Source organism: Pontibacter arcticus (genome assembly GCF_003284895.1).
In the GTDB taxonomy this organism is placed as follows: Bacteria; Bacteroidota; Bacteroidia; order Cytophagales; family Hymenobacteraceae; genus Pontibacter; species Pontibacter arcticus.
Window position 1 is genome coordinate 75,585 of the sequence record NZ_QMDV01000002.1, and the last position, 14,921, is coordinate 90,505.

Below are 14,921 nucleotides of genomic sequence, written 5' to 3' on the forward strand. Positions count from 1 at the left end.
CCATGATTCAGAACTTTTTTTCAGGGCTTTACGAGCTGTTTTTAGGCAGGCCGCTCCCTGCTAATTTTACCAACGATTACCGCGAAGTTATTTTCCCGAACACCGGCCTAATGCTGCTTCTTATTACCCTCGCGCTGGTTCTCATCTATTATTATGTACTGAACAGTATGATGAGCACAGGCTTGTATAAGACCAAACACTGGGTACTTTTCCTTGTTCTGAATGCGATCATCGCGTTTGCCATTCCGATTTTCCAGGTGCAGGGCAACGAGGTGGAGGTGCATTCTTATACTTACACGTTTGCTTTCGTGAACACGCTATACAGTATCGTCCTTTTCTTCGTTTTCTCTATACTGTTAAAAAGAGGCTCGGTGCAGGCCTGGACAACGCCCACCAAATGGCCCACTAAAAAATAAACTATGCCAAAATTATTTGTATTCGGAATAGGAGGGACCGGCTCCCGTGTGATCCGGTCGCTGGTGATGCTGATGGCAGCCGGCGTAAAAGTGCAGAACTGCGATAAAATTGTGCCTATCATCATCGACCCGGACACACAGAACGGCGACATGAACCGCACTGTGGATCTGCTCAAAACTTATAAACAAATTCACCAGCAATTAGGTCGCCGCGACGAAGGATTTTTCCATAAAGATATCAGTACGCTGTCCAGTATAGCCGGCGACGGCAGTTCCAAGATCAGGGATAGTTTTGTGTATGATTTTGGGGGCATCAACAAGCCGTTTAAAGACCACGTAGGCTACAACCAGCTCGACATTGATAGCCAGGCTTTGGTTGATCTGCTTTTCACAAGAGAGAATTTAGGAAACAGTTTGGATGTTGGTTTCCGGGGTAGTCCGAACGTAGGCAGTGTAGTTCTGAATGAGATCATCGACTCGCCGGAGATGCGTTTTTTTGCTTCCAACTTCCAGGAAGGCGACCGTGTCTTTTTTGTGAGTTCGATATTTGGCGGGACAGGAGCAGCCGGTTTTCCATTGCTGCTGAAGAACTTTAAAGATGCCCATACTTCACTGCCGAATGGTGCAAGCCTGAACAGGGCGTTAACCGGTGCGATGGTGGTGTTGCCATACTTCTCTCTGGAGCAACCAGCCGCCGGCAGCGAAGCAGATTTTATCGATTCCAACGCCTTTACCACCAAAGCCAAAGATGCACTTTCATACTACCAGCATCATCTGGATGGCGTGAACGCTTTGTACTATATCGGCGATACCCCTGACAAACCACTCGAGAATAACCCGGGACGAGCCAGCCAGAAAAACGATGCGCACTTGATTGAGTTGCTGAGCGCGATGGCTATTGTAGACTTTATGGACTACTCGGATAATGAGCTAGACAATGGCCAGGTATACCACGAATTTGGTTTGCGCGAAGATGTGGACCAGGTACAATTCGCACACCTCGATTCAGAAACCCGCGATAAAATAGCCAAACAACTCATTCGGTTCCATTATTTTGAGCGTTACTTCACCATGCACACCGCCAGCGATGCACAGGCCGCTTACGCAAAAGGAGTAGACCTGCCAGGTGCCATGCGAAATGAACCTGTTTTTAAAGAGCTCAACAAATTTCTGACGCACGCTGAGTTTGGTTACCAATCGTGGCTGCGCGAGCTAAACCGCAAAGAGCGCACGTTTGCTGCGCTTAATCTGGATGAAACTGATTTTAACCGGATGGTTTCGGATAAGCAGATCGAAACCGGTCTGTTCAACAAAGGCATTAACCAGAACGCTTTTGTAAAAGAACTGAACAAAGCTGCAGAAGCCAGCTCAGAGCGCAATGCCTTTAAAGCAACCATACAAGCCTTCGAGAAAGCAACCGATGTGCTGGTAGAGGGTAAGCTGAAGTATAGCTAAATATAATGTGAGCTTCCGGGCTGGTGTTTTCTATAAACAGAAGTAGTGTGTGTTGTCATCCTGAAAGGATCTTGTGGAAAGTGAGTATAGACTTCAACAATGAAAAGTCACAACTACTTTGTGTACATTATTACAAACCCAGGCAAAACAGTGCTATATACAGGCGTAACGAACGACTTATACAATAGAATTAATCAGCACAAAGCAAATCGGGGAAAGCCGGATACTTTTGCCGGACGTTACTTCTGCTACAAGTTGCTGTACTTTGGACGCTATACTTATGTACAACATGCTATAGAACGTGAGAAAGAGATAAAGCTTATGAGTAGAAAAGATAAGTTACAATTAATAAAAGCAGAAAATCCTGCTCTGCTGTTTTTGGATGTGTGGGAGTAGTGAGGCTTATTGGTTCTTGCCTACAAGATCCTTTCAGGATGACAAAAGAGTAAAGTGTTATTGAATGTAAATAAGTGGCCGGAGGCCCAACTATAGTCAGTAAAGAGCCAGGAGGCTCGCGCCATTTTTGGCAAAAAAACATTACAATAAAAGAAACAGAATATGCCGAAAGTTCTTCGTCTACATAAAACCGGCTCTAACGTAGAAGGCTGGTCCAAAACAGCACAGATCACCAGCACCGAAATAAAGGATATGGTGGATGGCGCAGGTGGTCGCGCGCAGAAAATAAATGCTTCCATACCCACGCCGTTTGCGCGCATGCACCTCTTCGAAACCGCTTTCGATTTTGTGAAGCAGGGCGTAGCCGGAAATGGCAACAGCATCTATCATAAATTTGTAACGCACTTCTGGGACCTTTGGGAGCTGCTTTATAACTATGAAAATTACGCGCAGGCAGGCAACAAGATCATCATCCGGCGCTGGAACAAAAACCAGCAACTGGCGGCCATGCAAAGCAACCCAAACACCAGGCTGCTGGGCAAAACGCTGGAGCTATTCATGAACGATACCCGCTTTCAGGGCATCGAAGACCTGTTCCTGGTATACTTCGAAAATATCAACGCATACGGCAACAAACATACCCAACTGATCGGGGGTACTTCGCCACTTACGATGCTTTTTGTGTCGCCTAATGTGGAACCATTAACCATAAATAGGCCGCAGAATGTGGGTGTATACTTTGATAACCGCTTTGTGCCGTTAGAGGAGCGCAACCCGGAATTCAAGGAATATATTCACAGGCTTTTCCTTTCTGATCCTGCGTATTCATACTCTTTTCCGAAGGTATTTAACAGCCTCGACGAAAACCTGCTGCGCAACCTGAATATGGCTGGTGCAGCCGGAGCGCATGCCATAACTGCAGAGTATACACCATTGGTAGATTACCAGCAGAACCCGGTACACGTCGGGCATCTTAATTTCCTGATCAAAAAAGAGCAGAGCGCCGTTAACAGCAGCGACCTGTTCATCAGGCCAACCAACCCATACTTCAGCAGCGACAGACCTTTGGTTTTAAAGCCGGATCTGCGCCTGGCGCCGCATGTAAAGTATGTAAATAACCTGGCCTGGCCGGTAAATACAGTGGTTGGGTACGCAGATAGCAAGCCGCTTGCCAGTCGCTCGTTACCCGGTGTTGGTTTTAATTATCCCTACTTAACGATCAACGACCTGTTGCAGGAAACACTGGTGCAGGTGCCTTATGAGGTAAACACCGACCGATTTTATAGCGGCACCGTAGTGTACCAGCCAGGCGTAACCGATAAATCTTTTAGTTGCTTATTACCGCTCACCAGTTTATACTTTGATTTCTTCACGCCCCAGGACCTTGCCAACCAGCTTACTTTTTATGTGGATGTGAACCATGTGCGCGTAACGCTTCAGGTGCCAACCGAACAGGGAAATGTGGTATATGAGCGCAGTTATTACGACAACCCGTTGAACGCTAAAAATGAGCAGGGCGAGGTGATACCGGAGAAAGGCCGCATCCTGAAAGCAAAGATCGGATTAGGCATTTTCCCTTTTTACAAGTTTACCGATACCACCGCACTGAATGATTTTTATAAGGTGATGCTGGTAGATGAGGACATTGATCCGTTGCTGGTCAATAAAAACCATGCGCTTAACTTTTACTTAGGTGGTAAATTAATAGAAGCGGGTGGCGGCATTATCTCTGCATCCGGCCACAAGCGTACCAAAAAGAGTAACAGCAGCGCCGGCAGTACCTACTACGAGATCAAAGGAACACACTTCGATTACGCTGAACTGGATTGCGTAGCAGCCGATATAACCGGAAAAGCGTTAATCGTACCAAAGTATAACGAGGTACAGCAGGGCATTCATACCTTCACGTTTGCCATCGATTTTGGTACATCCAATACCCACATCGCTTATACTTCCGGGCCAAACCAGGCACCAAAAGAATTTGCCGTTACAGCCAACGATCTGCAGGTGGTGATGCTGAACAAGCCTTCCGATGATCCATCGTTAACAGATTACCAGCGTTTCCACAAGCGTGGTTTCGGGCGTTTGTTTGCTGTGGAAACCTTGCTGAAGCGTGAGTTTATACCACTGATCATCGGCTCCGGTGGTTCGTTATTTTCGTTCCCGACCAGAACGGCTACCTGCGAGTCTGTGGATTTCGAAAACCAGATACCGAACCTTTTTGGCAATATCAACATCGGCTTTGCTATTAATACCGAAGGCACGCATCAGGACCAGTACAAGCAAACCTACCACACCGATCTGAAGTGGAGCGAAACGCTTACCAACACCGGAAAGCGCCGTATCGAAGCGTTTTTTACGGAAGTAATGTTGCTGCTCAAAAACAAAGTTGTCCTGAACCACGGCAATGTAGGCGCAACTAAGATTGTATGGTTTGCACCGTTGAGCTTTGATGACTATTCGCGCAATATGTTCCAGAATGTTTGGGATGGCGTGTATAACAAAGTATTCCAGAATGGCAGGCAAACCGTTTGCATCACAGAGTCGGTTGCGCCTTACTATTACTTGTCAAGAACGGGGGCAGTGGTACCGAGCCAGGATGAAAATCTGATTAACGTGGATATTGGCGGCGGCACGACCGATGTGCTTTTATTTACGAACCGAAGGCCTTCCTATAGTTCCTCGTTCCGGTTTGCCGGTAACGATCTATGGGGCGATGGTTTTGCAACGGTCAAGACCAAAAAAGATAACGGCCTGCTGCAGTATGGTATCGAGCATGTGCTGCGCATCCCGTTAACAGAAGAAGGAAAGGAGTATAAAAAATTCCTGGAGACGGCGCTGGATAACCCGGATTTTGATTCGGCGGACATTGCCAGTTTGCTGTTCAGTTACGATAAAGAGTTGCATTACAGCTCGCAGTTGTTGCAGGCGCGCCAGCTACGGTTAATGTTCTACCTGCACTTTGGGGCATTGATGTACCATTTGGCGCAACTCACAAAACAACTCGATGTGCAGACGCCACGCTACATTTGCTTCAGCGGACAGGGCAGTTTATACATTAAATTGCTAAGTGCCGGCAATAACCTGAGCAACGTAGAGCGCTATGCCAAAGCGATATTCAAAAAAGTAACAGGGCAGGAGCCACCGGCTAACTTTAAACTGGTGCTGGTCGATAACCCGAAACAGGTAACAGCCAATGGCGGCGCCATGGCCCTGGAAGGTGCCAATCTATCTGACCTGACTGAGATTCCGATTATCAGGCCAACTGGTTCTGCCAACCCGGAAGATGCTTTGCAGCCACTTAACAGCAGCCAGGTTACAGGTATGTTGCGCCAGGAGGTGCTGGATAATGTAATGAACTGCCTGGAGCTTTTATTGGATGACCCGGAAATTGCGCCGCAAATGCGCTCGATGGGCGTGGAAGTAGAGCCGACTCAGGTGCTCAGTTTCATGAAAGCCAATATACAGGACAGTTATACCCTGGTGCTGGAAGAAACGCTCCGTGGATTATCGCCGCGCGAACTGTTGCCAGAAACGATGTTCTTTATGCCTTTGAAGCAAACCTTATACTTGCTCTCAAAAGAGCTGTTTCAGGAGCAACAACAGGTAAGGTAAGTATAAATGCAGCTGTACAAGGGAAAACCAGGTATGGCTGCATTTTTTGAGCATGATGAATCAGATCCGGCTTATTTCCGGACAATTTTAAAAGTATAAAACTGTATAGTTATGGATGCAATTGCCCTTGTCGTTGGAGGTTTGGCACTATTGGGTGTCATTTACGCTATCCTTCGCATTAACAGAGTAGCTCAGGATCAGGACCGGGATATCAAAGCGCTCCGGTCTAAAGTGAGTGCGATAGAGCAGGAATTACGGAAATCTAAAACGCCATCTGGCCAGGGAAACAGAAACAACCCGAACCCGGCGCAGCAACAAAACAGAAGCCGCAACGAACCGATGCAGCCATCTGAGCCTCGGCAAAGTGATCGATCATCCCAGCAAAACCAGCCTAAAAAGCGGAACGAGTTCAAGCAAAACGAACCCCGTCAAAACGAGCGGCCTCCGCAACAGAATGAACGTCAGAAGCAGCAGCGGGAACAACAACCGGAAAAGCAGCCGCAGCAACAACGCGAGCGGGCACAGCAACCTCCAAGAGAAAAGCCCAAGCAGGCAAACACACCGAAGCCCAGGCCACTACCCATGCCCGAAATAGACCTGGACCAGATAACCGGGCAGGAAGCCACGGTACAACAATCTGTTCAGGAGCAGCCGGCACCGGAAGCTTTTGCAGCACGCAAGTATGCGATTATACCGGAAGATGGCATGATCCGGCAGCACCAGTTGCAGGTACAACCCGACTCCGACAGTTATATTGAAGTAGATATGCCACAGAGCGGGCAAAGCAATTTTACCAAGTATAGATTTAACTTATCCGGAAACCAGGCTTTTGTTATTTCGCAGGGCATCGACAGGCTGGAAAACGCCTTTGCTTTCGAGAAGCCGTCAAACCGCATGGTAAGCCGGATTCTGCAGCAAGGCGATGGCGTGCTGGCCAAAACCGAAAGCGGTTGGCGCATCCAGGAAAAGGCCAAAATTGATTTCAGATAAACAGGAATAGCTGCTACCTTTCATACTTCGGGGCAGCTATTTTTGTAAGTGGCATAACCGGAGCAAGCATCATCCAAGTATAAATTATACTTGCACCCCAATTTTTAATAGCATAGAATGGAAGTCGTATTTATTTTAGAAGCCCTTTTGGTGGTGGCCATTATCGGTTACCAGTTTTACGTATACCGGGGCACCAAAAGCCGCATCGAACTTTTAAAAAATCTTTACCCAACCCAGGAAAAACTAGCTGTAAAAGCCACCGCTTTTGGCGAGGCAGCACCTGCAAACGCAGCTTCTTCAACAACAGAAACCCAATGGCAGCAACTACTCACCGGAAAGCCATTTAAAGAGTATGCCCTTACCAACCTGGTGACCAAACGTGCTGTATCTGCTGATGAAAAGACGGTGCAGATAGAATCCATGGATGGAAATGAGGTGCAAAAGTATGATGTAAGTATAGAGCGGCTCCAAAACCTTTTACAAAACGGGAAGATCTTTTTTCTGGAAGAAGGCTTCGTAAATGCACCTGCCGAAAAAGTTGGCTTAAGCCAGAACGCCGTATACTTTGATCTGATCGAAGTACAAAACCCGTCCGCCACCTTCAGCAAGATCATTCACAGCACCAACGAGTACCTCAAGCGCAACAAAGGGGCCGCTGCAGACTTTAACATCCTCAAAGATATATCGGAACGCTACGCTGAAGCCCTGGATAATGAAGTGCAGGCTACCGTTGCGTCGCCGCTATACATTGGTTTGTTGGGTACTTTCTCAGGTGTGATCATCGGTCTTTCGAGTTTGGTTTTTGCCGGTTTCAGCGCCGGCGATTCAGAAGTCTCCTCTTTTATCACAGATCAGAATATACCTTCGTTTTTGTTTGGTGTGCTGATTGCGATGGCGGGTAGTTTCTGTGGTTTACTATTAACGTTGCGTGGCAATTACGAGTTGAAAGATGCCCGTAGCACCCGCGACCGCCTCAAAAATGATTATTATACTTTTCTGCAGGCCTACCTCTTGCCCAAACTGAACTCCGATATGGCCGCTAGTTTGGGTAACCTGAAAGCCGTGCTGGATTCGTTTAATAAAGATTTCCTGGATAAGATCATGGGTTTCCGGCCAATTGTGGATACCCTAACCGAGAACATCAGCATACAAAAAGACTTTGTAGAGCGGCTCGATAAAATTGGTTTTACGCAGATGGCCAACGCGAACCTGATGGTATTTGATAAACTAAAGGAAAGCGAATACCTGTTCCAGAATTTTATACAATACCAGGTGGCCTTAAACGAATCGGTACAGAAAGGTGCAGAACTGACCGGCACCATCGAACGTGTATTGTCTCGCTTGACAGGATTGGAAGAAGGCTTCAATAAAATGCCCGGTTACCTCGAAAAGCACGATGAATCTATCCGGCGGCAGGTTAACTTCTTTTCGTCGCATGAACAGGAGTTACAGACTATTGCCGCGCGCGTAGAGCAGTATTTCGATAAAGCCACGCTGCAACTTACCAACCTGATGGAAGCCCGCCTGGAACACCACGAGCGCGACGCACAGAACGCGTACAGTAAGTGGCAGGAGCATTTCAGCCGCCTGAACAACGATAATGTGTACCAGCGCATTGTGGAATACATGCAGCCGTTCAGCCACCTGAAAGAGGAGCAGGAAAAGCTCAACCAAAACCAGTTGCAGCTGGCGCAAAGTATAAACCAATCGAATGAGAGGTTTATGCAGAAGCTCGAAGCAGATGCGGAAGTACAACGCCGTTTGTTGGAGCAGATAACCCTGAGTAATGCCCTGATGGCTAAACAGGCTGAACCCGGTCCGTTGAAAGCAGCTCTAAACAAAGTGTTTGGCACAGGCGATAACCGTAAACGTTAGGCGGCATGAGCAAGGAAAGCAGGGATTTTTTCTGGCCGAGTTACGTGGACCTGATGACGGTGCTGTTTCTGGTGATGCTGGTGCTTTTTGTGCTGAGCTATAAAATGTTTCAGAACAAGGACATCGAAAACCGGAACAATATTGCCAGGCTGCAGGTAGAAGTGCGCGAAAAACGGAAACTGGATGAGATAAAAGCAGCTCTCTCGAAGCTGGAAGGCCGTTATTTTACTTACAACGAAAAGTATAAACGCCACGAGTTGCTGGTTGATGTGGTATTTGAGCAAAGCAGCGCGCGCATTCCGCAACGGGCCCTGGAACCGCTCCGCAAAGCAGGAGAGCAGTTAAGCAAAGTTGTAAATACCGTTACCGACCAGGATGTAAAATACCTGATCGTGATTGATGGCCGCGCTGCTCGTTTCCCCGAAGGGGATAGCCGCAATGTTACCCAGCGTGATTATGCCCTCAATCTGAGTTACCAACGGGCCTTGGCGCTGGTGCAATACTGGCGAAGTGCTGGTATACAGTTTCCGAGCAATAGAATAGAGTTGGTGGCGTCGGGGAGTGGTTTCGAAGGCGCAGGCCGCACCGGCGATATTCGTGACAGGCGTTTTGTAATCCAGGTGCTGCCAAAAGTCGGGACGCTGGAATCAGAGGAAATAAACTAAGTATGACTTAAAAAAAGGAAGGCTCCCGAATCAGATTCAGGAGCCTTCTCTTTATGTGATCAGTTTTTGAAAACTTTTCAACTTTTAGCCATCCTTTTATACGGTAGTGTTTTAAGGAAGGTTATACTTTAGTAAAAAATAGTTGAAATTATTTTTTTGGAAGTATACTTTTTAAGTATAAGTTATTGAATATCATGTTTATAATTCGGAATATGCTTGGTTAAAAATTCATCTAAGCTTAACCCAATGCTGTAAATTAAAAAATTAGCTCATTCGGATTTGTAATCCGAATGTTGCCATGATCCGGATTTACAATCCGCTTTCCTGCCTCTATCCCTTTCACTGAACTATAGAAGTATAAAATCGGATTACAAATTCTGATAGTACGTGCTTTCGGATTGCAAATCCAGAAGAGCGAAGCAAGTTGTTGGTCAGAAGACGCAACAACGGCGCCTAAAACCCTTAAGTTGGCGGCATTGCCACGAACCTCACCGAAGAGGGGAATTTTAGAAGAACATTAATTTATCGTGATTCCCCTCCTCGGAGGGGCTGGGGTGGGTTAACTCTTGCTCCGTATTTATGAATACAAACTGTTTATACTTCCTTATCAAAAGTATAAAATGCAAAAAGGCCGCTTAAAGTATAAGCGGCCTTTTTGTTATTCTTTAATCTTAAAAACTACCAGATTTTGTTTCTGTCTTCTGGTTTTTTGTAAAGCTTATCTCCAGGCTTCACATCAAATGCTTTGTACCAGGCATCCATGTTTACAGGTGCACCAATAGTACGGAACTGACCCGGAGAGTGTGGATCGGTTACGATCTGCTGTGCAGCACTTTCCGGAAGAATGTTGGTTCTCCATACCTGCGCCCATGCCAGGAAGAAACGCTGATCCGGCGTAAAGCCATCGATCTTCTCGTTAGACTGCCCTTGTTTCGTCATTTTAAAGGCTTCGTACGCAGCATTTAAACCACCTAAGTCACCGATGTTCTCCCCTAAAGTAAGTTTACCATTTACATGGATGGTATCTAAAACTGTGTAAGCGTTATACTGCTCTTCCAGTGTTTTCGCTTTTTCCTTGAAGCGGGCCAGGTCTTCCGGCGTCCACCAGTTGCGCAGTGTACCGTCTTTGTCGTACTGGCTTCCTGAGTCATCAAAACCGTGCGAAATCTCATGGCCGATTACTGCACCGATACCACCGTAGTTCACTGCATCATCAGCTTTGGCATCAAAGAACGGGAACTGAAGTATACCAGCCGGGAAAACGATCTCGTTCATTACCGGGCTGTAGTAAGCATTTACGGTTGGTGCCGTCATGCCCCACTTGGTTCTGTCAACGGGCTTGCCAAGCTGGCTTACCATGTCGTTGTAGCCCCAAACACCGGCGTTGCGCACGTTCTGGAAGAAAGACTTACGGCTGATCGCCAGGCCATCGTAGTTTTTCCAATTGTCAGGATACCCAACTTTCGGACGGAACGCATATAGTTTGGCAAGGGCTTTTTGTTTTGTTGCATCGCTCATCCAGTCCAGCCCTTTGATACGGATCTCATAAGCCTTTACCAGGTTCGAGATCAACTCATTCATGCGCGCTTTGGCTTCCGGCTTAAAGTGTTTCGCTACGTAAAGCTGGCCCAGTAATTCGCCTACCGTGCCGTCTGTTAAAGACGACATACGCTGCCAGCGTGGTGTTTGTACTTTCTGGCCTGTTAAAGCCTGGTTGTAAGCAAAGTTAGCATTTACGAAAGCAGAGCTCAGGTATGGCGCTGAAGACTTCAATACATTCCACTGCAAGTAGGTTTGCAGGTCCGTGATCGGCGTAGATTTTAGTAAGCCGTTCAGGGTTGTGAAGAAAGCAGGAGAGTTAACTAAAACGGTATCCTGTCCGGTTACTTTCATGTTTGCCATCAGCTTCTTCCAATCCATGTTCGGAGTGGTTTTCGTGAAGTCAGCAACGGCAAATTTGTTGTAGGTTTTGTACGGGTCGCGCATTTCTACGCGGCTCATTTGTGCTTCAGCCAGTTTTTTCTCGAAGTTGAAGATCGTTTCTGCGTTTTTGGCAGCTTTATCCTTCGGAACGCCGGTTAACGTGAAAAGCGTCGTGATGTAAGTTTTGTAGGCATCCTGAATTTTTGTGCTACGCGCATCATTTTTCAGGTAATAGTCACGGTCAGGTAGGGTAGTACCGCCCTGGCTCAGTTGCGGAATCATTACTTCCACATTTTTGCGGTCCTGGCCTACGTAAAATCCGAAGAAAGGAGAACCGGCACCAGACGTACGAAGCAAAGCTGCCTCGGTTAATACGCCATCCAGGTTTTTAACGCTTCCAACTCTTTTCAGATCGGCTTTGATGGGCGTATAGCCGGCTTTCTCGATGGCAGCGCTGTCCATAGCAGCGGCATAAAAATCGCCTACGCGTTTTTCTACAGATCCGGCAGGCGCCTTTGTGTTTTTAGAGGCTTCGTTCAGGATGTCTTTTACTGCCTGAATGTTGAATTCGCGCAGCTGGTTAAAGCTTCCCCAACGTGTTTCTTTTGCAGGCACCGGGTTGTTTTTGATCCAGTTGCCGCTGGCGTAAGTATAAAAATCATCGCCTGGTTTTACGCTCAGGTCCATGTTGGCTTTATCGATAAACTTACCGTTAGCCGGAGCCTGTGCAAAGGTATCTGCAGAATAAAGCGCAGCTGCACCAAAAAGGGCCAGCTTCAGGTTATTCTTCCAGAAAGAAGTGTTTTTAATTGACATAGAATTGTATGCTTGTTTTAGTTTAGGTGTAATCCGGTTACTTTGACTCGAATTTAATAAAACAGTTTAATTCAAGTATAAATAAAATTCGAAAGGATACTTAGGGAAAATATAGGGTTAAAAGAATTGTAAAGCATATAGCTGAAAGAAAGTTGCTTTTAAACGATCACATCCCCATGGGTATAATGGTGATAATCTTTGACTATGGTTTGCAGAAAGGGCCATTCATCCATATCAGAAATTATGCCAGTAGTTTCTTTTACCCGGATAGCCACTTTCTCTAATAAAGTATAATTGTTATGTTGCTGAGCTTTAAAGAGCAATTTCCTGATCAGGGCTACGTCGCTGTCAGTCAGTGCACTCACTTCAGGGAATCTGATCTGATAATCTGGTTCAAGGATAACCTGGATCCTGTCTTTAACCCGGATAACCCGCTGCTTGATGACACAAGTGCCAGCAGCCATATCGCCGAGGCGTTGACCATGCTTCGTACTGGCAATGGTTACAATAGCTACTACACCACTCGTTAAAGCGGTATCTACCAACCTGAAGAGCCAACGTAGCAGATAATCGCCTACAGTTGGTGCCTGGCCGGATAACTTTATCACCTGTATATCCCGGGCTCTCTTGCCGATGCTCTGCCCGTTAAAAAATATTTCACAGATCAAGTGATAAAAAACAATAGGCAGCATCAGAATCAAAAAGAACATGATGTCATCATTCGCACCGATACCCTGAAGGATAATCACTACCAGGATCATCCATACGAAATAGACGGCATAATCAATTAGTTGAGCCACTATTCTGTCGCCTACGCTTGCCATAGGGTATTCAACTTCAACATTTTGGGTAGTTCTTATTTTAATCGTCTGCATATACCAACTTTACTTTTATTTATATTACAATGTACATATATTTGGTAAAGATTAAAATTCTATTCCAGTGCGTGAGGCAGCCTTTATCAAGAAAAACAAGCTTAAGTGGAAATCTTTCGAGTCTCAGGCACCCGGTAATCCGGATGAGCTGGCCGATAGATTTATTGAACTGACAGACGACCTGGCCTATGCGCGAACGTTTTATCCTGAGTCAGATACAACAGCTTACCTGAACAACCTCGCAGGTAAGTCGCATATGAGCATTTACAAGAACAAGAAACTGGAAAAGAACCGATTTGTGTCTTTTTGGAAGTATGAGTTGCCCTACCTTTTCCGTGACCACCAACGACAACTGCTTTACGCGTTTCTGATTTTTATACTTGCCGTAGGTATAGGTGCGCTCTCTGCAGCCCTCGATGACACATTTGTGCGCTTGATTCTGGGTGATTCGTATGTGAACATGACGTTGGAAAACATCCGGAAAGGCGACCCGATGGCAGTATACAAAGGAGAAGGCGAGGCGGAAATGTTTCTGTTTATTACTTACAATAATATAAAAGTATCTTTCCTGGCTTTTGTACTTGGTGTTTTCTTTTCAATTGGTACCGGCTGGATATTGTTTCAGAACGGAATTATGCTGGGAGCCTTTCAATATTTTTTTTACAAGCAGGGCGTTTTACTTCCGTCCTTATTAACCATCTGGATACACGGCACCCTCGAAATTGCAGCCATTGTTATAGCAGGATGCGCTGGCTTAGTGATGGGTAACAAACTGCTTTTCCCTAAAACGTATTCCCGCCTGTATTCTTTTAAGCAGGGAGCCAGGCAGGGACTTAAAATCGTTATCGGGCTGGTGCCTGTGTTTGGCATGGCCGGTTTTCTGGAAGGTTTTGTAACGCGCCACACCGAAATGCCTGTGTGGCTTAGCCTGGCAATCATACTTTCATCTGCTGCTTTTATCATCTACTATTTTATACTTTACCCACGCTTACTGCACAAACAAAATGCAACCGACAAGTCAGAAGATTAATCTCAGGGAGGAAAGAGGTTTTGGTGAGAAACTGAATGCTACTTTCGCTTTTATCAGGGCAAATTTCAGGTCACTTCTTAAAACCTTATTTTTTTATGTTACTCCCGTTGCGCTTGTTTCAGGGTTGGTGTCCGGGTTTTACCAGGCGCGGCTTATGAAAAGAGTTGCAGGCGGGCAGGTATATGAATCTTATGGTGAATTCAATTTTTTCAACCAGGTAAATTCAGTTAATTACTATTTTTCAATCCTGTTCACCCTGATCAGCTTCTTCTTCTTATCGCTTACGGTTTATAGTTTTATGGTAGTATACCAGGATGAGGAAGGGGAAGTAGAACCGGCAGCAGTATGGCGACATATCAAAGAAAACCTGGTAAAGGTGATTTACAGTGGGGTGGTGCTGTCTGTTTTTACCTTTCTGAGTGTTTTTATGCTTGGCTTTGGTATTTATTTCGGAGTAGTGATCTCGATGTTCGTGCTTATTATGGTACGCGAAGAACTTGGTTTTGTAGATACCATCGAGCGAAGCTTTTACCTGATAAAAGGGCATTGGTGGGCTACCTTTGGACTTTTGTTTGTGGCAGGATTTATACAAAGTATAATAGGTTACCTGGCAGCTTTGCCAGTAGGTATCATCACATTTTTACGCGTAATGCAACTGCCCGGTGCAGAAAGCGACCTGCTGCTGGTGAGCGCTACCACCCTGGCAACGGTACTTACTATCTACATCTACTCCGTTAGTGTCATCGCCTTAGGTTTTCAGTATTTTAATTTAGTAGAGAAAAAGGATGGCATCGGCTTCATGGAACAGGCAGAGCTAATTGGTCAGCAACAACAGGGTGCAACAGCAAATGCAGGCCAGTATTAA

11 protein-coding genes are annotated in these 14,921 nt (G+C 46.1%); 9 read left to right on the top strand and 2 right to left on the bottom strand.

Features of this window, described 5'->3' with window-relative positions; all coding sequences use genetic code 11:
- Positions 1–2: 2 nt before the first annotated feature.
- The 7 genes from DP923_RS05615 to DP923_RS05645 all read left to right on the top strand — a co-directional run bounded on the left by DP923_RS05615 (position 3) and on the right by DP923_RS05645 (position 9,412).
- The gene (locus DP923_RS05615; protein ID WP_239020948.1) at positions 3–416 is read left to right on the top strand and encodes a hypothetical protein; all 414 of its coding nucleotides are present in this window, start codon (positions 3–5) and stop codon (positions 414–416) included.
- Positions 417–419: 3 nt separating this feature from the next.
- On the top strand, positions 420–1,871 hold the full coding sequence (locus DP923_RS05620; RefSeq protein WP_112304884.1) for a hypothetical protein: 1,452 nt from the start codon (positions 420–422) through the stop codon (positions 1,869–1,871).
- Between the two features lie 99 nt (positions 1,872–1,970).
- Positions 1,971–2,267 carry a GIY-YIG nuclease family protein gene (locus tag DP923_RS05625; protein WP_112304885.1) on the top strand — a complete coding sequence of 99 codons (297 nt, stop codon included), beginning with the start codon at positions 1,971–1,973 and terminating at the stop codon, positions 2,265–2,267.
- Positions 2,268–2,429: 162 nt separating this feature from the next.
- On the top strand, positions 2,430–5,882 hold the full coding sequence (locus DP923_RS05630; protein WP_112304886.1) for a cell division protein FtsA: 3,453 nt from the start codon (positions 2,430–2,432) through the stop codon (positions 5,880–5,882).
- Between the two features lie 111 nt (positions 5,883–5,993).
- The gene (locus DP923_RS05635; RefSeq protein WP_112304887.1) at positions 5,994–6,872 is read left to right on the top strand and encodes a hypothetical protein; all 879 of its coding nucleotides are present in this window, start codon (positions 5,994–5,996) and stop codon (positions 6,870–6,872) included.
- A gap of 117 nt (positions 6,873–6,989) precedes the next feature.
- Entirely contained in the window at positions 6,990–8,747 is a 1,758-nt protein-coding gene (locus DP923_RS05640; RefSeq protein WP_112304888.1) for a hypothetical protein, read from the top strand.
- 5 nt (positions 8,748–8,752) lie between these two features.
- On the top strand, positions 8,753–9,412 hold the full coding sequence (locus tag DP923_RS05645; RefSeq protein WP_112304889.1) for an OmpA family protein: 660 nt from the start codon (positions 8,753–8,755) through the stop codon (positions 9,410–9,412).
- Positions 9,413–10,090: 678 nt separating this feature from the next.
- On the opposite strand, the gene DP923_RS05650 is transcribed toward DP923_RS05645, so the two are convergent.
- Positions 10,091–12,022, bottom strand: a complete 1,932-nt coding sequence (locus tag DP923_RS05650) for a M13 family metallopeptidase (RefSeq protein WP_239020985.1) — start codon at positions 12,020–12,022, stop codon at positions 10,091–10,093.
- 287 nt (positions 12,023–12,309) lie between these two features.
- Positions 12,310–13,026 (bottom strand): RDD family protein, encoded by a 717-nt coding sequence (locus DP923_RS05655; RefSeq protein ID WP_112304891.1) that lies wholly within the window; start codon positions 13,024–13,026, stop codon positions 12,310–12,312.
- 67 nt (positions 13,027–13,093) lie between these two features.
- Between DP923_RS05655 and DP923_RS05660 the strand changes: the two genes are divergently transcribed.
- Positions 13,094–14,056 carry a stage II sporulation protein M gene (locus tag DP923_RS05660; RefSeq protein ID WP_112304892.1) on the top strand — a complete coding sequence of 321 codons (963 nt, stop codon included), beginning with the start codon at positions 13,094–13,096 and terminating at the stop codon, positions 14,054–14,056.
- Between the two features lie 154 nt (positions 14,057–14,210).
- Positions 14,211–14,921 (top strand): hypothetical protein, encoded by a 711-nt coding sequence (locus DP923_RS05665; protein ID WP_125047649.1) that lies wholly within the window; start codon positions 14,211–14,213, stop codon positions 14,919–14,921.